Origin of the sequence: Nocardioides sp. W7, from assembly GCF_022919075.1 — a bacterium.
Classification (GTDB): domain Bacteria; phylum Actinomycetota; class Actinomycetes; order Propionibacteriales; family Nocardioidaceae; genus Nocardioides.
This window is the reverse complement of record NZ_CP095078.1, coordinates 3,511,005-3,530,296: the sequence shown is the minus strand read 5'-3', so window position 1 is coordinate 3,530,296 and position 19,292 is coordinate 3,511,005. Positions and strand designations below refer to the sequence as shown.

General features: G+C 72.6%; 17 protein-coding genes. 9 read left to right on the top strand and 8 right to left on the bottom strand.

Annotated features, from left to right (window positions below):
* Window positions 1–205 precede the first annotated feature (205 nt).
* Together MUB56_RS16695 and MUB56_RS16690 are read right to left on the bottom strand one after the other, a co-directional pair.
* Entirely contained in the window at window positions 206–706 is a 501-nt protein-coding gene (locus MUB56_RS16695; protein WP_244928143.1) for a hypothetical protein, read from the bottom strand.
* A 128-nt stretch (window positions 707–834) separates the two neighbouring features.
* Window positions 835–1,686, bottom strand: a complete 852-nt coding sequence (locus MUB56_RS16690; protein WP_244928142.1) for a hypothetical protein — start codon at window positions 1,684–1,686, stop codon at window positions 835–837.
* Between the two features lie 65 nt (window positions 1,687–1,751).
* Here MUB56_RS16690 and MUB56_RS16685 point away from each other — a divergent pair, with 65 nt between their 5' ends.
* Complete coding sequence (locus MUB56_RS16685; protein WP_244928141.1) at window positions 1,752–2,903, top strand: CDP-glycerol glycerophosphotransferase family protein; 1,152 nt, start codon at window positions 1,752–1,754, stop codon at window positions 2,901–2,903.
* Window positions 2,904–3,066: 163 nt separating this feature from the next.
* On the opposite strand, the gene MUB56_RS16680 is transcribed toward MUB56_RS16685, so the two are convergent.
* The 4 genes from MUB56_RS16680 to MUB56_RS16665 form a co-directional block, all read right to left on the bottom strand.
* Window positions 3,067–3,528 carry a GreA/GreB family elongation factor gene (locus MUB56_RS16680; protein ID WP_244928140.1) on the bottom strand — a complete coding sequence of 154 codons (462 nt, stop codon included), beginning with the start codon at window positions 3,526–3,528 and terminating at the stop codon, window positions 3,067–3,069.
* Between the two features lie 214 nt (window positions 3,529–3,742).
* Entirely contained in the window at window positions 3,743–4,777 is a 1,035-nt protein-coding gene (locus tag MUB56_RS16675; protein WP_244928139.1) for a PP2C family protein-serine/threonine phosphatase, read from the bottom strand.
* A gap of 92 nt (window positions 4,778–4,869) precedes the next feature.
* Complete coding sequence (locus tag MUB56_RS16670; protein ID WP_244928138.1) at window positions 4,870–6,051, bottom strand: alcohol dehydrogenase catalytic domain-containing protein; 1,182 nt, start codon at window positions 6,049–6,051, stop codon at window positions 4,870–4,872.
* 85 nt (window positions 6,052–6,136) lie between these two features.
* A complete protein-coding gene (locus MUB56_RS16665) occupies window positions 6,137–6,919 on the bottom strand; it encodes a sulfite exporter TauE/SafE family protein (protein ID WP_244928137.1) in 783 nt (260 codons plus the stop codon).
* A gap of 131 nt (window positions 6,920–7,050) precedes the next feature.
* Here MUB56_RS16665 and MUB56_RS16660 point away from each other — a divergent pair, with 131 nt between their 5' ends.
* Genes MUB56_RS16660 through MUB56_RS16645 form a run of 4 tightly spaced genes read left to right on the top strand, consistent with a single transcriptional unit; the run spans window position 7,051 to window position 11,100 of the window.
* Complete coding sequence (locus MUB56_RS16660; protein ID WP_244928136.1) at window positions 7,051–8,178, top strand: glycosyltransferase family 1 protein; 1,128 nt, start codon at window positions 7,051–7,053, stop codon at window positions 8,176–8,178.
* A complete protein-coding gene (locus MUB56_RS16655) occupies window positions 8,175–9,257 on the top strand; it encodes a glycosyltransferase family 4 protein (protein WP_244928135.1) in 1,083 nt (360 codons plus the stop codon). Before MUB56_RS16660 ends, MUB56_RS16655 begins: the two co-directional genes overlap by 4 nt.
* Window positions 9,254–10,264 carry a glycosyltransferase gene (locus MUB56_RS16650; RefSeq protein WP_244928134.1) on the top strand — a complete coding sequence of 337 codons (1,011 nt, stop codon included), beginning with the start codon at window positions 9,254–9,256 and terminating at the stop codon, window positions 10,262–10,264. Before MUB56_RS16655 ends, MUB56_RS16650 begins: the two co-directional genes overlap by 4 nt.
* Window positions 10,261–11,100 (top strand): galactosyltransferase-related protein, encoded by an 840-nt coding sequence (locus tag MUB56_RS16645; RefSeq protein ID WP_244928133.1) that lies wholly within the window; start codon window positions 10,261–10,263, stop codon window positions 11,098–11,100. The genes MUB56_RS16650 and MUB56_RS16645 overlap by 4 nt, the downstream gene beginning before the upstream one ends.
* Here MUB56_RS16645 and MUB56_RS16640 read toward each other — a convergent pair.
* Window positions 11,097–13,691, bottom strand: coding sequence for a SpoIIE family protein phosphatase (locus MUB56_RS16640; protein ID WP_244928132.1), 2,595 nt, complete (start codon window positions 13,689–13,691; stop codon window positions 11,097–11,099). The two genes, MUB56_RS16645 and MUB56_RS16640, sit on opposite strands and share 4 nt — an antisense overlap.
* Window positions 13,692–13,909: 218 nt before the next feature.
* On the opposite strand from MUB56_RS16640, the gene MUB56_RS16635 reads away from it, so the two are divergent.
* The 4 genes from MUB56_RS16635 to MUB56_RS16620 all read left to right on the top strand — a co-directional run bounded on the left by MUB56_RS16635 (window position 13,910) and on the right by MUB56_RS16620 (window position 17,692).
* On the top strand, window positions 13,910–14,278 hold the full coding sequence (locus MUB56_RS16635; protein ID WP_244928131.1) for a phage holin family protein: 369 nt from the start codon (window positions 13,910–13,912) through the stop codon (window positions 14,276–14,278).
* A gap of 108 nt (window positions 14,279–14,386) precedes the next feature.
* Window positions 14,387–14,776 (top strand): SHOCT domain-containing protein, encoded by a 390-nt coding sequence (locus tag MUB56_RS16630; RefSeq protein ID WP_244928130.1) that lies wholly within the window; start codon window positions 14,387–14,389, stop codon window positions 14,774–14,776.
* A 16-nt stretch (window positions 14,777–14,792) separates the two neighbouring features.
* Window positions 14,793–16,757, top strand: coding sequence for a phage holin family protein (locus MUB56_RS16625; protein WP_244928129.1), 1,965 nt, complete (start codon window positions 14,793–14,795; stop codon window positions 16,755–16,757).
* Window positions 16,754–17,692, top strand: a complete 939-nt coding sequence (locus MUB56_RS16620) for an AI-2E family transporter (protein WP_244928128.1) — start codon at window positions 16,754–16,756, stop codon at window positions 17,690–17,692. Before MUB56_RS16625 ends, MUB56_RS16620 begins: the two co-directional genes overlap by 4 nt.
* Before the next feature lie 93 nt (window positions 17,693–17,785).
* Here MUB56_RS16620 and cls read toward each other — a convergent pair whose 3' ends face one another.
* The gene (cls, locus tag MUB56_RS16615) at window positions 17,786–19,243 is read right to left on the bottom strand and encodes a cardiolipin synthase (RefSeq protein WP_244928127.1); all 1,458 of its coding nucleotides are present in this window, start codon (window positions 19,241–19,243) and stop codon (window positions 17,786–17,788) included.
* Window positions 19,244–19,292 lie beyond the last annotated feature (49 nt).

Sequence of the window (19,292 nt, the reverse complement as noted above, 5' to 3'; positions counted from 1 at the left end):
CGGGGCTCCGCAGACGGGAGCGAACTACTTTGAGAGCCGTCCATGACGGGGAGCAGTGGTCCTTACGATACGGGGCCGGATGAGCCACTGAGTCTACTGGCCCGGTCCCGAAAACGCCGAGCCCACCCGTTCCCGAGCAGCGGCGACGTACGACGCGCCCGGGTCGTCGACTGACGACGACCCGGGCGCGGTCGGTGCGGTGCGCCTAGCTCGACGGCGAGGGCGAGGGCGACTCGCCGTTGAGGTCGATGTCGCACTCGGACTTGGCGTGCTCGGAGATCTTGTCCGCGGCGCCCTCGACGTCCTCACCGATCGTGCTGAGGCTCTCCTGGACCTTCGCCATGGCCTCCGGGTCGGCGCTCTGCAGGGCGCTCGGGTCGTTCAGGTCGTCGAGCGAGATGCCCGCCTTCTCCAGCTCGGACTCCAGCTGGCCGAGGGCCTCCTCGATCTTCTTCCACTCTCCGGACACCTCGTCGGGTGAGTCCTCGGCGAGGTCCTCGGCGGCGTCCCTGAACTTCTCGAAGCTCGAGGCTTCGTCGGAGCCCTGGAGCGTGTCGCGGAACTCGCCCAGCTCGTCGCAGTACGACGAGCCGCTGTCGCCGTCCGCGTTGTCGCTCCCACCGTCGCTGCTGTCGTCACCGCCGCAGCCGGCGAGCACACCGGCCCCCAGCACGATGGCCGCGGCCCATGTCCCGATTCGTCTCACGTCGTCTCCTCTGCTTGGTGACGCACGCCTTCTCGACGCGCCTTTTCTGCGTTCTCAGCCTCACGGTTCCGACGCCGCATCGGGCGGGTGTCAGCGGAACCGTGCTCCGGAGGGTACGCGCGAATCCCTCACGGGCGGCAGTGCGTCGAGAAGAATGCGCGCAATGCCGCTCGGCGCTCGTCGCCGATCGGCAGGAAGAACGACGCCACCGGACTCAGCCCCGGCGCCCGGGTCCGGACCCCGATGAGCGTGCCCACCTTGTCCTCGGCGAGCGCGTGCGGGTCGCAGCGGGTCGGGACCAGCCGGAGCAGCAGCTCGGCCGGCGGGTCGTCGGGCCCGAGCGGAACCGGCGGGATGTGGTCCGCGGCGGGCGAGCCGTCGGCGTTGCGGAACAGCGGGGTGCCCTCGAACCCGGCGAACGACACGTCGTCGCGCTCGCCGGTCGGCGTGAGCGTCACCGGGACCTCGAAGACCGACGCGCGGCCCACGCCGACGACCCTCGGCTCCCCGAGCTCCAGGGTCGCGGCCTCCCCCAGCACCTCCGCGGCGCAGTCGCGGTCGAGGAAGAGCCCCACGGCGCCGTACCGGTCGGTCGCCGTCGTCTCCGAGATCCGTTCCGGCCCGTCGTCGAGCCGGTAGGTGAGCCGGACCCGGGCGTCCGACCCGTCGCCGCACCGGCCGGGCGGCATCTCGAACGGCAGGTCGGCCTCGTTGACGAACGACTTCTCCCCCGTCCAGGTGACCGTCCCGAACCGGGGCGAGGTGACCTCGGCGCGGGTGACGGTCACGGTGCGGTCGGGCTCGTCGACGAGGCGCACGAAGGCGGTCCGGGTCACCCGCAGCAGCCGCGACTGGTCGACGTACGCCGTGAGTCCGCTGGGCATCTCGACCGTCTCTGGCGCCGGCTCGTCACCCCCGCCACCGCAGCCGAGGAGGGGCAGCGCGAGGACCGCGAGGAGCACTCGGCGCGGCGGTGGCACGGGGCCAACTCTAGGGCCGTTCCGCGAAGTCACGAGTCGCAACATTCCGGCTCTATGATCCGCGCGTGCGCACGCTCGAGACCCTCGCCTACTTCCCCGACGACCCGACCCGGGTCTACCAGCTCCTGCAGTGGCTCCCGGTCCTCGAGCGGCTCGATCTGGAGCATCCGGTCGGCGTCGTCACCCGCGACGCCGAGTCGGCCGCGGTGTGCCGCGAGGAGACCTCGCTGCCGGTGTTCTTCGCGCCGTCGTTCCCCGAGCTGACCGAGCTGTACGCCGACCTGGCGGCCAAGGTGGTCCTGTACTGCAACAACTCGATGCGCAACTTCCAGTCGCTCATCGACGGCCGGATGCTGCACGTGCACATCAACCACGGCGAGAGCGACAAGCAGAGCATGGCGAGCAACAATGCCAAGGCCTACGACCGCGTGTTCGTCGCCGGCGAGGCGGCGGTGCAGCGCCACGAGGCGGGGCTGATGGAGCTCGACACCTCACGCCTGGTGCGCGTCGGCCGGCCCCAACTCGACCTGCGGCCGGCGCCGCTGCTCGCGCCGAGCACCCGTCGTACCGTGCTCTACGCGCCGACGTGGGAGGGCGACGCGGACTACAACGACTACACCTCGGTCGACGTCTTCGGCCCCCGGATCGTCCGCGCGATCGTGGCGCTGCCCGAAGTCCGGCTCGTCTACAAGCCGCACCCCAAGATCCCGACCAGCCTGACCCCGGCCATCCACAACGGTCACCGCGAGATCCTCGCGGTGCTCGAGGAGGCGACCCGCCGCGAGCCGGACGCGGGCCACGAGGCGATCACCGTCGGCGACATCCTCGCGGTGCTGCCCGACTGCGACGCGATGATCACCGACGTGTCGTCGGTCGGGCTGGACTGGCTCTACCTGCGCACCGAGAAGCCGATCTTCATCACCGACCGACACCACGACGCCGAGCGACTGCGCCAGGACGTGCCGGTGAGCCGCTGCGCCGACGTACTCGACGGCGACAACGTCGACGGCCTGACGGCACTGCTGAGCGCCCGGCTGGAGCACGACGAGCACCACCTGGCCCGGGTGGCGATGCGCCACCACTACTTCGACGACCTCCAGGTCGGCGACAGCACGACCCGCTTCCTGGACGCGGTCGGTGGGCTGGTGCGGCTGCGTGACCGGCTGCTCGGGGAGGTGCCGCCCGAGGACGGTGGCGTCGAGGCCGCGACCGCCTGAGGGCTAGGAGCCTGCTGAACAATCCGGCCGGCTACGCGCCGCGATGAACGCACGCCGGCTGCGTTGTCGCCGCTCGACGCACGCCCAGTGTGCCTTCGCGCCTCCGCCTTGCCGGCGCACGTCCCTCACGACGCTCCCTTCGACCGCCTTGTTCAGCAGTCTCCTAGGCGGTCTCGGCGGAGAGCACGACCGCGGTGAGCTTGACCCCCGAGCGCGGCGAGTAGGTCACGGTCGCACCGACCTCGGCGCCGAGGATCGCGCGACCGAGCGGGCTGCCCGGCGTGACGGTGTCGACACCGGCCACGGCCTGCTCGACCGAGCCGATGACGTAGGTCTCCGGGCCGTCGCCCAGGTCGAGGGTGACCCGGTCGCCGACGGACACGACGCCGTCGGTGTGCCGCTGCCGGCCGGCCTCCTCGATCTCGAGCTCGATGGTCGCGATCCGCTCGTCGAGCACCTGGAGCCGGATGGTGGCCTCGACGTTGGTCGCCCGGTCGGCAACGTCACCGACGGACTCGAGCCGGCTCTCGGCCATGACCTGCTCACGCTCGGTGCGCAGTACCTCGAGACGCTCGGCCAGGAGGGCTGTCGCACTGCCGGGGGTGGTGGCGGAAGTGAGGGTCAAGGGTGGCTCCTTCGCGAGGGGGGACAGGTCCCCGGGCCGTCCCTGTGGGGCCGTCCGGGCAGAGCCGCAACCATGCCGACGACGCGGTCATTCCCGCTGCTCCGAGGGGAGCGTAGAGGTCGCCGGCAAACACCGTGACCCGGGTCCGGATGTCGCGGTCCAACGTGAGGTGCGCCACCTCGCGGGGTACGCCGGGCCGCACCTCCGACCAGGGTCAGCCGTTCTGCGCGAGCACCAGCGCGACGTCGTCGCTCGTGCCCTGGTCACCGAAGCTGAGCAGCCGCTCGACCAGCCGGTCCAAGGCCTCGGCGACCGGACCGTCGCCGAGCTCGGCGGCGAAGTCGTCGAGGGGGAAGAACGACCCGGTGCGGTCGCGGGCCTCGACCAGCCCGTCGGTGTAGAAGAGCAGCCGGCTGCCCGACGCCCAGGTGTGCTCGGACAGCACCGGGGCGCTCCCGAGGCCCAGCGGCAGGGTCGGCTCACCGGTGTCCACGAGAACTGCGGTCGAGCCGGAGACCAGGAGGGGCGGGTGGTGGCCACAGTTGGCGAGCAGCACCTGCTCGCCGTTGAACTGCCCGATGATCGCGGTGACGAACTCCTCGTCGCTGAGGTGCTGCATGAGCGACTCGTCGATCCGGCGCGCCAGGCTGGCCGGGTCCGGCTCGGTGAACGCGGCCGCGCGGAACGCACCGAGCACGGCCGCTGCGGTCTGTACGGCCTCCAGACCCTTGCCCCGCACGTCGCCGACGATGACCCGCACGCCGTACGGCGTCGCGGCGACCTCGTACAGGTCGCCGCCGACCAGGGCCTCCTCGCTCGCGGAGACGTAGCGGGCGGCGAGGCCCACCGAGCCGATCGCCGAGGGCATCGCCCGCAGCACGGCCCGCTGGGCGGTCTCGGCGATCACGATCATCCGCCGCAGCCGCGTCTCGCGACGGTCCCGCAGCAGCGCGGAGACGGTCGCCAGCACCGACAGGACCACGCAGATCCCCACCCGGAACCAGTACGACCCGGAGATCGGCAGGTCGAGCCAGAGTCCGCCCAGCACCGAGCACAGCACCGCGCCGACCGCGACGACCGCGGTCCGGCGTGCGTCGGCGAAGAACGACGCGACGATCGGCGCCGCCACCATCGCGGTCGTCAGCTGGATCTGCCCGAGCACCGAGATCGCGGTCAGGCCCGCGAGCAGCACCAACCCGGCCAGCAGCCCGAGATCCTCGCGAGGATGGGTGGACCGGCGCACCTTCACGCGGCGCATCCTGTCAGGCAGCGGGAGGGCGCCAGCACCGAACGGACGGAGATCTAGTCCACCGGCCCCTGACCCGGGACGGTCCGCAGGAATCAGGGCGTGAAGACCACCTTGACCATGCCGTCCTCCTTGGCGCGGAAGGAGGCGTAGGCCTCCGGCGCCTGCGTGAGCGGCAGCCGGTGGGTGGCGAACGACTCGGTGCCGAGCGGGTCGGCGTCATCGAGCAGGAGCGGCAGGATGTCGTCGGTCCAGGCCCGCACGTTGGCCTGGCCCATCCGCAGCTGCAGCTGCTTGTCGAACATCTGCATCAGCGGCATCGGGTCGGCGGCACCGCCGTACACGCCCGACAGCGAGACGGTGCCGCCGCGGCGGACCGCGTCGATCGAGGTGTGCAGCGCGGCGAGCCGGTCGAACCCGGCGTGCTTGATGAGCGGTGCGGCGAGCGAGTCCGGCAGCAGCCCGATCGCCTTGATCAGCTTCTCGGCGATCGGGTTGCCGTGCGCCTCCATTCCGACGGCGTCGACCACTGAGTCCGCGCCCCGACCGGACGTGCGCGAGCGCACCTCGTCCCCCACGTCGTCGACGGCGTCGAGGTCGATGGTCTCCGCACCGAGGGCGCTGACCCGGGCGAGACGCTCGGGCACCCGGTCCACGACGATCACGCAGGCGCCGTCGCGCAGCGCGATCCGCGTCGCCATGTCGCCGATCGGGCCCGCTCCCATCACCAGGAGCGTCCCGTCGGCCGGTACGTCGGCGTACCGCACCGCCTGCCAGGCCGTCGGGATCACGTCGGAGAGGTAAACGAACCGATCGTCGGGCGGGCCCTCGGGAACCTTGACCGGGAGGAAGTCGGCGAACTGCACTCGGAGGTACTCGGCCTGCCCGCCCGGGACGGCGCCGTACAGCTTGCTGTAGCCGAGCAGGCTCGCGCCGGTGCCGTGCTCGCGGTTCTGGGTGGTCTCGCACTGGCTGTACAGCTTGCGCTCACAGGTCCAGCACGAGCCGCAGCTGATGTTGAACGGTACGACGACCCGGTCGCCGACCTTGAGGTCCCGCACCTCGGGCCCGACCTCCTCGACGATCCCCATCGGCTCGTGGCCGACGATGTCGCCGGGGGTCATGAACGGGGCGAGCGGCTCGTAGAGGTGCAGGTCGGAGCCGCACAACCCGGTCGTGGTGACCCGGATGACGGCATCCGTCGGGTCGACGATGGTCGGGTCCGGCACCTCCTCCACCCGAATGTCGCGTGGTCCCTGCCAGGTCGCTGCCAACATGTCGTGCCTCCAGTCCTCGGTGTCCGAGAAACCGTTACCCGCAACCTCTGGAGGCCGACCCACCCGAAGGGGTGGTCGCACGCCCTCAGCCGCTCAGCGACTGCACCAGATAGGCGACCGCGACGGCCACCGCGGCCAGGCCCAGCAGCCGCCGGAGCAGCGGCTCGGGGAGGTGCGGCTGCAGCGTCGCGCCGACGTACCCGCCGACGAGGCCGCCGAGGCCCGACGCGATCCCGATCGACCAGTCGGGAGCGATGTGGTCGTCCGAGCCCAGGGCCAGGAGCGCGAAGGCCACCACGCCGACGACCGACGTCACCATCGTCGAGGCGAGGGCCGCCGGCGCGACCACGGTGACCGCGAGCCCGCTGCCGACGAGCAGCGGTCCCAGGATCGAGCCGCCGCCGATGCCGTACAGGCCGCCGACGATGCCGACGACCAGCGCGAGCACCGAGACCGATCGGCGCGAGAGACCGGCGGTCCGGGCGCCGGCTCCCCCGCGGCGCGGCCAGAGGATGAACAGCCCGGTCGGCAGCAGTACGGCGGCCGCCACCAGCCGGAAGGTCGTCGGGTCGCTGACCAGGTGGACCCGCAGGACGGCGCCCATCACGACCCCCGGCACGCAGCCGAGGAGCAGCGCCCGGACCAGCCCCGGGTCCAGCTGGCGGCGGCGCCAGTAGCGCCACAGCGCACCGGGGCCCGACACCACGTTGAACAGCAGGTTGGTCGGCGTCACCTGCGGGTTCGGCACCTGCAGCACCGAGAGTTGCACCGGCAGCAGGAACACCGCCCCCGAGACCCCGACCGGCGCGGTCAGGGTGGCGACCGTGAAGCCGACCAGAAGCGCCAGTGCGTCGCGCTGCCACTCCATGACCGGATCTTAACTACATCGAAGCACTTGACATTGTGTTATCCGCACCTGAACGCGAGGAATGCCCGAAAGCCGGACGTTCACCCCGACGGGCGAACCTGGGCCTGCGCGCCCACGGGTACCTCATCGGGGTGACCCTTCTCAACCCATCGCCGACGACCGGTCGCGGCGTCGACCAGATCGTCGTCGCCTCGGTGCCGGCCGGCCACGTGTACGTCCGGCACCTCTCCCCGGCGCACGGACCCGGCCCGCGCCGGCTCGCGGATCCCGACCCCGCCGCCCCGGACCGGGCCGCGACCCAGCGATGGTGGCCCCCGGTGATGCTCGACCCCGGGTGGGCGGCCACGGCCGACTTCGACCTCTTCCACCTGCAGTTCGGCTTCGACGCCCGCTCCCCCGAGCACCTCGCCGACCTGGTCGACGCTCTCCGGCGGCGCGGCAAGCCGTTCGTGTTCACCGTCCACGACCTGCGCAACCCGCACCACCCGAGCCGCGAGCTGCACGACGAGCAGCTCGACGTCCTGATCCCCGCCGCCGACGCCCTGGTCACCCTGACCGACGGCGCGGCGGACGAGATCCGCCTGCGGTGGGGCCGCGAGGCCGTCGTACTGCCGCATCCGCACGTGGTCGACCTGAGGACGATGGCGGTGGCCCAGGACGCTCGGGCGCGCCGGCGCAACTGGGGGTTCCGGATCGGCCTGCACGTCAAGAGCCTGCGCGCCTCGATGGACCCGATGGCCGTGCTGCCGACCCTCGTCGAGACCGTCCGGTCCCTCCCGGGGGCCGTGCTGCAGGTCAACGGCCACCGCGACGTGCTCGACGACGACGGTGCGCGACGCGACGCGCCGCTCGGGTCGTACCTGCGCGAGCGCGCGGCTGCAGGCGAGCTGGAGCTGCACGTCCACGACTACTTCTCCGAGCCGGAGCTGTTCAACCACCTCGGCTCCCTCGACGTGTCGGTGCTGCCCTACCGCTTCGGCACCCACTCGGGCTGGTTGGAGGCGTGCCGCGACCTCGGCACCACGGTCGTCGCCCCCACGTGCGGCTACTTCGCGGACCAGGGTCCGGTGTTGAGCTACCGGCTCGACGAGGACGGGTACGACGCGGACTCGCTCGCGGCGGCGATCGTGCTCGCCTACGAGACCCGACCCCGGCTCGGCGCCGCCATCGACGTACGCCGCCACCAGCGGGCCGAGGTCGCCCAGGCCCACGACCTGCTCTACCGGAGCCTGGTCCGAACCTCCCGAGGCCGTCGGTGAGCCTGGTCCGTCCACTCCGCATCTGCCTGGTCGCCTCGACCCGTTTCCCGATCCGGGAGCCCTTCGCGGGCGGGCTCGAGGCACTGACCCACGCACTCGCCGCCGAGCTCGGCCGGCGCGGGCACCAGGTCACGCTCTTCGCGGCACCCGGCTCCGACCCGGAGCTGCACGTCGACGAGCTCCCGGTGCCGGCCTTCGAGCCGAGCCTCGCGGCCCGGCGCGACGTCAACGCGCCACCGGTCCGGTGGATGGCCGAGCACCACGCCTATCTCGGGCTGATGCTCGGGCTCGCCCAGGATCCGGGTCGCTTCGACCTGGTCCACAACCACAGCCTCCACCACCTCCCGGTCGCGATGGCGCCGTCCCTGTCGACGCCGTTGGTCACCACCCTGCACACCCCGCCGCTCCCGTGGCTGGAGTCGGCCGCCTCGCTCGCCCGGGAATCGGTGGTCTTCACCGCTGTCAGCACCAGTACGGCCGCGGCGTGGGCGCACGCCGTGCGCAGCACGCCGATCCTGAACGGGGTCGACGTGCACCGCTGGCTGCCCGGTCCGGGAGGCGGGCCCGCCGTCTGGTCCGGGCGCCTGGTGCGGGAGAAGGCCCCGCACGAGGCGATCGACGCGGCGCGGGACGCCGGCATGCCGTTGGTGCTCGCCGGACCGACGCCGGACGAGGCGTACTTCGAGGCCGAGATCGCGCCCCGGCTCGGGCCCACGGCGGTGCACGTGGGACACCTGGACCACGGCGCGCTGGCCCGCCTGCTGGGCCGGGCGTCGGTGGCGCTGGTGACTCCGGCATGGGACGAGCCGTACGGCCTGGTCGCCGCCGAGGCGATGGCCTGCGGCACCCCTGTGGCCGCCTATGCCCGTGGCGCGCTGCCGGAGATCGTCACCGCCGACACCGGCGCGCTCGCCCGCCCGGGCGACCCGGCCGACCTGGCCCGCGCGATCGGGGTGGCCAGGTCCTGCGACCGCGCCGTCGTACGACGCCACGCCGAGGAGCACTGCTCGCTCACCCGGATGGTCGACGACTACGAGCGCCTCTACGCCTCCCTCGTCAGCGTGGACGCGGCCGCATGATCGGCTACTACGTCCACCACCACGGCAGCGGGCACGTGCACCGGGCAACGGCGATGGCGACGCTCGCCGCCGCCCGCGGCCGGGTCGTCACCGGGCTGTCCTCACTCCCGCGGCCCACGGACTGGCCCGGTCCGTGGGTGCTGCTGCCCCGCGACGACGACGAGGAGTGCAGCGTCCGCCCCACCGCGAACGGCCGGCTGCACTGGGTCCCGGTCGGCGATGCCGGGCTGCTCGGGCGGACGGCCGCCGTCTCGGCCTGGATCGCCGCCACCCGGCCGGCCTGCGTGATCGTCGACGTCTCGATCGAGGTCACCCTCCTGGTCCGGCTGCACGGCGTGCCCGTCGTGGCCGTGGTCCTGCCGGGCTCGCGCGGCGACCTGGCCCACCGGTTCGGACTCGGCGCCGCCGACGCCCTCGTCGGACTCTGGCCGCCCGAGGCCACCGGCATGCTCAGCGACGTGCCCGACGACGTCCACGCCCGGCTGCAGCCCGTGGGCGCGCTGAGCCGCTTCGACATCCGGCCGTCCGGCCGCAGGCGACCCGGGCCCGGGAGGGTGGTCGCCCTCAGCGGCACCGGGGGCGACGACCCCGACGAGGAGCGGCTGGACCGCGCCCGCCGCCAGACTCCGGAATGGGGGTGGACCGCGCTCAGCGCCCGGTCCGGGACCTGGGTCGACGACCCGTCCGGCGTGCTCGCCGACGCCGACGTCGTCGTCACCCACGCCGGGCAGAACGCGCTGGCGGAGGTGGCGGCCCTGCGGCGGCCCGCGGTCGTCGTACCCCAGGCCCGGCCGCACGACGAGCAGCTGACGACGGCCCGGGCCCTGGCCACGGGCGGCTGGCCCGCCGTCGTCGAGGAGACCTGGCCCGAGGACGGCTGGTCGGCGCGGCTGACCCGTGCCGCCGCCCTCGACGGGAGCCGCTGGGCCGGCTGGTGCGACGGCCACGCCGCGGAGCGGTTCTGGTCGGTCGTCGACTCGGTCGCCCGGGAGGTGGTGAGCGCGTGAGCGGTCCGCGGGTCGCGGTCGTCACCCTGGTCCACGGACGCCGGGGTCACCTGGACGCCCAGCACCGGTCCCTGGCCGCCGGGTCACGCCGTCCCGACGACTACGTCGTCGTCGCCATGGACGACCCGGCGGTCCGCTCCGTCGAGCTCGACGGCCTGCGCCGCCGGATCGTGCGGGTGCGCAACGACCCGGGCGGGCTGCCGCTGGCCCGCGCCCGCAACCGAGGCGTCCGCACCGCGCTGGACTCCGGCGCCGAGGTCGTCGTCTGCCTCGACGTGGACTGCCTCGCGGGCGGCACCCTGGTGGCGTCGTACGCCGAACGAGCGACGGCCCACCCCCGGACGGTCTGGCAGGGGCCGGTCACGTACCTGCCCCCGCCGCCGGCCGGTGGCTACCGGCTCGACGGGCTCGACGGGCTCGACGAACCCCATCCCGGCCGGCCCGCCCCCGCTGCGGGGCAACAGGTGTGGGGAGCCGACCCGGACCTGTTCTGGTCGCTGTCCTTCGCGATGTCGGCGAGCGCCTGGCAGGTGTCCGGAGGCTTCTGCCCCGAGTACGTCGGGTACGGCGGCGAGGACACCGACTTCGGCCACACCCTGGTGACCCGGGGGCTCGAGCTGGCCTGGGACGGGTCGGCGCGCGCCTACCACCAGCACCACCCGGTCTCGCGGCCCCCGACCGAGCACCTCGACGACATCCTCCGCAACGCGACGCTCTTCCACCGCCGGTGGGGACGGTGGCCGATGACCGGCTGGCTCGAGGAGTTCGAGCGGCTCGGCCTGGCGACCTTCCGGGAGGGCCGATGGACCCGGGTCAGGCAGACCGCATCCGGCTAGGTGCGTTCCACCCGGACGGCAACCAGGGCCACGTCGTCGTCGGGAGACTCGGGCAGCAGCCCGCGGATCAGGCCGTCGCACAGCTCCTCCAGCCCGACACCTGCCCGCACCAGCTCGGCCAGCAACGCCCGCATCGCGTCGATGCCCTCGTCGAGCGACTGCCCGCGCCGCTCGACGAGCCCGTCGGTGTAGAGCAGCACGGTCGCGCCCCGCGGCAGCGTCACGACCGACTCGGTCCGCTCGGTCGCGGGGTCCAGGCCGAGGAGCAGCTCCGACGTCTCCGCCCACAGGGTCAGCACCTCGACCGAGCCGGGCTCGGAGCCGGGGAACGCGACCAGCGGCGGCGGGTGCCCGGCGTTCGACCAGCACAACCGGGTGACGCCGCGGGCCCGCTCGTCGGCGGTCTGCTCCAGGCGGGCCACGACCGCCGTGGCGGTGGTGTCGACCTGGAGGATCTCCATCGCTTCGTCCACCCGGCGGAGCACGTCGGCCGGACCGTCTCCGGTGGTGACCGCGATGCCGCGGAGCAGGCCGCGGACCTGTCCCATGGCCGCGGCTGCCGCGGTGTCGTGGCCGACCACGTCCCCGATGACCAGGCTGGTGCCACCGTCGGGCTGGAGGAAGGCGTCGTACCAGTCCCCGCCGACCTGCGCCGCCGCGGCCGCGGGCTCGTAGCGGACCTCGAGCTGCAGGCCCGCCGGGTCGGGCGGCGCGGTCAGCAGACTGCGCTGGAGGCCCTCCGCGAGGTCCTGCTGCTGGGAGAACGCCCGCGCGTTGTCGAGCGCTGACCCGGCGCGCGCGGCGACCTCCGTCAGGGTGTCGAGGTCGTCGGTCGTGAACGTCTCGCGCTCCGGACCCCGGAAGACGGTCAGCAGCCCCACCGTGTCCGCCCGACCGCGCAGGGGTACGACGACGGCGGCGTCCGGTCCGAGGGTGCGGAAGAGGTCGCGCGCCTCGCCCTCCTCCAGCACGGCCCCGATCGCGTCGGTGGCCCCGCTCGCGATCACCACCGGCGCGGTCCGCTGGAGCGCCTGGGCGACGAAGGAGGCCTCGGTCAGCGCGGGGATCCGGATCTCGGCGTACCGCTCGACGTCCGCGCGCCGGTGCGGGTCGTGGTGCCACCAGCCGATGTCTCGCAACCGGTGCCGCCAGCCCGGTGCCATCGCCGGTCCCCCACCCTCGGCGAGGGTCACGACGCACCAGTCCCCCAGCACCGGTACGACGAGCTGGGCCAGTCGGGCCACGGCCTCCTCGGCGTCGAGGGTGTCGTTCAGCGCCCGGCTGACCTCGGCGAGCAGCGCCGCGCGACGGGCGGCCCGGGTGACCGTCTCCTGCGCCGCATGGCGGGCGGTGACGTCCATGAAGTAGACCGAGAGCCCGTCGGGGCTGGGCCACGCGTGCACGTCGTACCAGTCGTCGAGGGGCGGCGGGTAGTACGCCTCGAAGCTGCGCGGGTCGCCGGTCTCCATCGCGTGCCGGTAGTGGGTCTCGAAGGTGCTCCCCACGGCCGCCGGGAACAGGTCCCAGATCAGCCCGCCGACGATCGGCATGCCGATGCCGCCGAGCAGCCGCTCCGCCTCGGCGTTCGCGTAGGTGAACCGCCAGCTCCGGTCGAGCTGGAGGAACGCCGTCGGCATCGTCTCCAGGACGCGGGCGACCCGCGCCTCGCCCTCCTGGACGGCGGTGCTGTCGAACGCCGCTCCCAGCAGCCGGACCGCCGCGCCGTCCGGTCCGGCGAGCGCCTGCCCGCGAGCGGCGATCCACCGCACCCCGCCGTCCGGACGCACCACGCGGTACTCGGCCGCGAAGGTCCCGCAGCTGTCGACGGCCTCGTTCAGGGCCTGGGTGACGCGAGCCCGGTCCTCGGGGTGGACCGAGGCCTCGAACGCCTCGATCGTGTCGCCGAAGGTCTCGCGACTGAGGCCGAACAGCTCCAGCAGCCGCTCGTCCCAGCGCAGCTGCCCGGTCTCGAGGTCCCAGTCGAAGGCGCCGACGCCGGCGGCGTCGACCGCCAGCTGCCACAGCAGCTTGTCGTCGTCGTGCTGGGCGGCGAGGACGGCGAGCTCGAGCTCCGCCAGCACCGGGCCGGCCAGCTCCTCGAGCAGGGAGACGTCGCGCTCGCTCCACTCCCGCGGCTCACGGTCGAAGACGCACAGGGCACCGACGGCGTGCCCGTCGACGACCAGCGGGATCCCGAGGTAGGCGCCCACGACACCCGACGCCACGAGCGGCAGGTGCCGGACGCGAGGGTCCCGGAGCGCGTCCGGGACGCCCAGCGGGGCGTTCTCCCGCACCGTGACGGTGCACAGGGACTCCTCGGCCGGTGACGCGGCGCCCACCGAGGCGGCGGCGTCGCCCACGCCGCCCATCACCGTCAGGTCGTCGGCGACGATCGACACCTGGGCGGACCCGGCACCGGTGAGTCGCGCGGCCAGGTCGGCCAGGCGGTTCAGGGCGGGAATGCCCTCCCGGTGGCCGACCACCCGACGCGCGTACTGTGCCCGGGCGGCGGCGACCTCGCCGTCGCCGAGGAAGGGGCCCTCGCCCGACACCGAGGGACTGGTGTCGCCCTCGCGGTGGACGTGGTGCAAGGACACTCCAAGCGTCGCCGTACTACGGACCGTTCTGGCACTGGCCGAACCCGACCGAAGGTGCACGCTGACCGTGGCAACTCTCCCACACGGGCCGGTCCGTGTCCGGACCCAGCCCGAGATCACCCGGCACAGGTGAGGGTGACGGCGTACGACGCTCCTAGCGTGCGGAGCAGACCTCGACCGGTCGTCCCGCCGTCTCGACCCAGGAGCCCACCATGCTGAAGCAGATCATCCTCGTGTGGCTCGTGACGGCGGCCGCCATCGCCGTCGCCGCGGCCCTGGTCCCCTCGGTCGACATCGACGGAGGGGTGCTCTCCCTGCTCGGGGTGGCGCTGGTCTTCGGACTGGTCAACGCGATCATCGGGCCCCTGCTGAGGCTGCTGTCGCTGCCGCTGACCATGGTGACGCTCGGTCTCTTCGCCCTGATCGTCAACGGGGCGCTGCTCGCGATCACCGCCGGCCTGACCGACGCCCTGGACGTGGGCGGCGTGGTCGCCACGGTCCTGGCGGCCGTGGTGATCTCGGCGGTCACCACGCTCCTGCTGCTGCTCACGGTCCGGGTCTTCGAGCCGCAGCCGCAGTAGCCGGGGATTCACCCGACACGGGTGAGTACGCCGCCCCGGGCGCTCGACAGGCTCGGGGCCAGACGGGCCGCGCCAGCCCCGTCACGAGAGCCTGAGGAGAGAGCGACCATGGAGGACTTCGGCCTGTGGGACGTCATCGTCTCGATGTTCTGGTTCACGCTGCTCGTGATGTGGATCTGGATGATCATCTCGATCCTCACCGACATCTTCCGCGACCACGAGCTCAACGGTGCGGCGAAGGCGGCCTGGACGGTCTTCATCCTGGTGCTGCCCTGGATCGGGGCGATCTGCTACATCTTCGCCCGCGGCAACTCGATGAACGAGCGCACGCGACGGGCCCAGCTCGAGCAGCAGGCCAGCATGCGCGCGTTCGCGCAGGAGACCGCCGTCCGGGGCACCAGTGTCTCCGAGGAGCTGCGGGAGCTCGCACAGCTGCGTGACAGCGGCACCATCTCCCCCGACGAGTACCAGCAGGCCAAGGCCAAGGTCCTGACGTGACGCCCGGGCCCGGGTCGTGAGCAGCCGCCGGCTCCGCTGGGTCGACGTACTCAGGCTGCTGGTCACCTGGCTCCTCGCGTTCGGGGCCCTGCTGCTGACGGCCGTCCTGCTCCCCGGGTTCAGCTACACCTCGTGGGCGCCGCTCCTGGCCGCGACGGCGGTGACCGGACTGGTCGGGATGATCGTCCGCCCGGTCCTCGTCGTGCTCGCCGCGACCGCGGGGTGGATCGCCGTCGGGCTCGCCACCCTCTTCGGGCAGGCGGTCGTGATGCAGCTCGCCCTGATGCTCGTGCCCGGCGCCTCGTTCGACTCCTTCTGGACCGCCGTCGCCGCGGCCTGGATCGCGGCGGCCCTCGGCACCCTGCTCGTGTGGCTGTCGAGTGCCGGCACCGACGAGTCCTTCGCCGCCAGCCTCCTCCGTCTCAAGCCGGGCGAGATCGACGACGCGGAGGTCGACGGCGTGCTGTTCGTCCAGCTCGACGGAGTGTCGTTCCCGGTGATGCAGTGGGTGCTCCGCTCGGGCAGCATGCCCACGCTGCGCCGCTGGGTCGACAGCGGCTCGCACGCGGTGCAGGAGTGGACCGTCCAGCTGCCGTGCACGACGCCGGCCAGCCAGCAGGCGATCCTCCACGGCACGGCCCACGGAGTGCCGGCGTTCCGCTGGTACGACCGGGAGCTCGGACGCGTCCTGGTGGCCAACCGTCCCGCCGACGCCGCCGTCATCGAGTCGCGGGCGAGCACCGGCACCGGCCTCCTCGCCGACGACGGGATGTCGGTCTCGAACCTCTTCACGGGCGACGCGCCGAGGGCCTCGATGACGATGAGCCGGCTCGAGGTCGCGCGCGGGTCGCGACGGACGCGGGTGGTCTTCGCCCGCTTCCTGCTCCGCCCGGACGGACTCTCGCGCAGCCTGTCGCGGACCATCGCCGAGGTGGTCCGGGAGCGCTTCCAGGCCAGCCGCCAGCGTCGGCTCGGCGCCCATCCCCGGGTGCACCGCTCCTGGACGTTCGCCGGCTTGCGCGCCTTCAGCAACGGCCTGCTGCGCGACCTGAACACGGTGGTGGTGAGCGAGGAGCTGATGCGGGGCGCGCGCAGCGTCTACGTTGACTACGTCGACTACGACGAGATCGCCCACCACGCGGGCAGCACCCGGGTCGAGTCGCTCGCCTGCCTGACCGGTCTCGACCAGGTGCTGGCCCTGCTCGAGCGGGTGGCCGATCGGGCCCCGCGCCGCTACCACCTGGTCGTCCTCAGCGACCACGGCCAGTCGCAGGGCGAGCCGTTCGCGGCCCGGTACGGCATCGAGCTCAGCGACCTGTGCCGCTCCCTGACGCAGGCGCCGACCACGGGTCTGGAGAGCAGCATCGAGGGCTGGGGCCGGGTCGACTCGGTCTTGGAGGCGTCGGCCCGCGTCGACGAGATCCTCAAACCGGCCTCGGCGGACGGCGATGCGGAGCTGATCGTGCTCGGCAGTGGGAACCTCGGCCTGGTCTACGTCCCCGGTCCGCAGAGACTGACCCTCGACCAGCTGGACGCCCGGTGGCCGGCGCTGGTGGCGGGACTCGTCGCCCACGAGGGCATCGGGTTCGTCAGCGTCCTGGATGCCGACGGGCCCGTCGCCATCGGCCGTGCCGGCCGGCGCCACCTGGACACCGGCGTCGTCGAGGGCATCGATCCCCTGCTGCCCTTCGGGAGGCACGCGGCGACCCGGCTCCTGGCCGCGACCGCCCTGCCGCAGGCGCCCGACATCTACGTCAACAGCGCGCTCGACGCGGACACCCTCGACGTCGCGGCGTTCGAGCCCCTGGTGGGCTGCCACGGCGGACTCGGAGGCTGGCAGGACTCCGCCTTCGTGCTCGCCCCATCGGCCCTGCTCGCGACCGACGACCCGATCGTCGGCGGCGTCGAGCTGCACCGGCACCTGGTCGGCATCCTCGAGGCACTGGGACAGCGGACGAGTCTGCACAGGAGCGCCTCATGACCCCGAGCCGGACGGGCCGGCTCCTCGTCAGTACGGCGGCGGCGGTCGTCGTCGTCGCCGGCCTGCGGTCGGCCAGCGACATCGTCGGCCCGGTCATGCTCGCCCTGGCGCTCACCATCGTCTTCCACCCCCTCCGGGCCGCGCTGGACCGTCGGGTGCCGACGTGGGCCGCGTCGGTCGTCGTCCTCGTCCTGGCGTACGTGCTGATCCTGGGACTCACCCTCGCCCTCGTCGTCTCCGTGGGCCGGCTCGCCGCCCTGCTGCCGACGTACACCTCCGACCTGGACGACCTCGTTGCGGACGCCGGCGACCGACTGGCCTCGCTGGGCGTCTCCCAGGCGCAGGTCGACGCCGTGACCGGGTCCTTCGACGTCGGTGCGCTGCTCGACACCGCCATGTCGATCCTCGCCGGCATGGCGTCGGTGCTCTCCAACCTGCTGTTCATCGTCACCCTGCTGCTCTTCCTGGCCTTCGACGCCGCCCACACCGCCAGGCTGGCCGGCCAGGCGCGCGAGCACCGCTCGCAGCTCGTGGACGCGCTCGCCGGGTTCGCGCGGGGAACCCGCAGCTACCTGGGCGTGTCCGCCGTCTTCGGCCTCATCGTCGCCGTCGTCGACACCGCCCTGTTGTGGGCCCTCGGGGTGCCCGGGGCGTTCGTGTGGGGCGTGTTGGCCTTCGTCACCAACTTCATCCCCAACATCGGCTTCGTCATCGGCGTCATCCCGCCCGCCCTGATCGGGCTGCTGGAGGGCGGCCCCGGCCTGATGCTCACGGTGATCGTCCTCTACTCCGCGGTCAACGTGGTGATCCAGTCGATCATCCAACCGCGGTACGTCGGACAGGCGGTCGGGCTCTCGACCACGCTCACCTTCCTGTCGCTGGTCTTCTGGACCTGGGTGCTGGGCCGCTCGGCGCGCTGCTCGCCGTACCCATGAGCCTGCTCGTCCGGGCCGTCCTCGTCGACGCGGATCCCGAGGCGCACTGGATGCTGCCGCTGATCAGCGGGCACCCCGACGACGTCGGCTCGACTACTGCAACGCCGACGTGAGCCGCATCGTGTTGTCGAGATAGCGCTGGCGCCGGGGCCGCTGCTGCCACTCCGGCAACAGCAGCTCCCGCGAGATCGCGCGGTAGCCGTCCTCGACCTCGCGGAACCGGGCGACGACGTCGCCTCCGGTGACCATCAGCGACACCTCGTAGTTCAGGGCGAAGGAGCGCATGTCCATGTTGCTGGACCCGATGACGGCCACGTCGTCGTCGATGGAGAAGTGCTTGGAGTGCAGCACCCACGGCGCCGGGTAGAGGAAGATCCGCACGCCCGACTCCAGCAGCGCCTGGTAGTAGGAGCACTGGGCGTGGGAGACCATGAACTGGTCGCCCCACTCGCTCACGAAGAGCTCGACGGCCACGCCGCGCCGGGCCGCCGTGGTGACGGCGTACAGCAGCGGCTCGTCGGGCACGAAGTACGGGCTGGCGATCGACACCCGTGCCTGGGCCGAGTAGATCAGGGCGGTGAACAGGCGCAGGTTGTTCTCGGTCGTGTAGCCGGGTCCGCTGGGCAGCACCTGGGCGGCGACCCCGTCGTCGTGGTGGGTCACGCTGGACGGCCGGATCTCCTCGCCCATGCGCTCGTTCGACTCGATGTACCAGTCCTTGGCGAAGACGGCCCGGATGGCGTTCACGCTCGGCCCGTCCACCCGGGCCACCAGCTCGACGTACTCGCGGTTGTCCTGGTGGTTCTTCGCCTTGTTGTAGCCCGGCTCGATGAGGTTCTGCGAGCCCATGAAGGCCACTCGCCCGTCGACCACCAGCAGCTTGCGGTGGTTGCGCAGGTCGGGCCGTTGGAACTGGCCGTGGAGGGGGCGCACGGGCAGCATCCGGTGGAACCGGATCGAGGTCTGCTCCAGCCGCTCGACGAACTCCCGGTGGCCCGGGATGCTGCGCGAGCCCATGTGGTCGAAGAGGAACCGCACCGTGACCCCCCGGTCCGCGGCCGCCACCAGGGCCTCGAAGAACGGCGCGGTCATCTCGTCCCAGGCCGCGATGTAGAACTCCACCTCGACCGACGTGGTCGCGCCCGCCACCGCCTCCGTCATCGCCGTGATCGCCTCGCCGTAGCCGGGGTACAGGTCGATCCGGTTGCCGGTCTGCAGCGGCAGCGCACCGAGGTTGCGGCCCAGCGTGGCGATCGAGGACAGGTACGCCGGTCCCTCGACCGGCGACGGAGCCAGCCGGTCGGTGGCCGCTCTGAGGGCGTCGTCGGCCTCCCGCTGACGCGCCAGCCGCTTGGTGCCCACGAAGGTCCGTCCGAGGAACAGGAACACCACGAATCCCGCCAGCGGGATCACCAGGATCAGGATCAGCCACGCCATCGCCGACGACGGCTTGCGGTTGCCGGGCAGTACGCCGATGGCGGCGAACTTGATGACGTAGTCGGTGACGACCAGGGCGAACCCCGCGACGACGGCGACGTTCTGCAGATCCACTGGGGCCTCCTCGAGCACGACTGCTGCCGTGACGCGAACCTAGGGTCGG

Excerpts from the sequence above, each read along its gene's own strand:
- MUB56_RS16670 (WP_244928138.1), bottom strand. The coding sequence starts at position 6,051 with ATGTTGGCAGCGACCTGGCAGGGACCACGCGACATTCGGGTGGAGGAG.
- MUB56_RS16665 (WP_244928137.1), bottom strand. The coding sequence starts at position 6,919 with ATGGAGTGGCAGCGCGACGCACTGGCGCTTCTGGTCGGCTTCACGGTC.
- MUB56_RS16650 (WP_244928134.1), top strand. The coding sequence starts at position 9,254 with ATGATCGGCTACTACGTCCACCACCACGGCAGCGGGCACGTGCACCGG.
- MUB56_RS16635 (WP_244928131.1), top strand. The coding sequence starts at position 13,910 with ATGCTGAAGCAGATCATCCTCGTGTGGCTCGTGACGGCGGCCGCCATC.
- MUB56_RS16630 (WP_244928130.1), top strand. The coding sequence starts at position 14,387 with ATGGAGGACTTCGGCCTGTGGGACGTCATCGTCTCGATGTTCTGGTTC.
- MUB56_RS16620 (WP_244928128.1), top strand. The coding sequence starts at position 16,754 with ATGACCCCGAGCCGGACGGGCCGGCTCCTCGTCAGTACGGCGGCGGCG.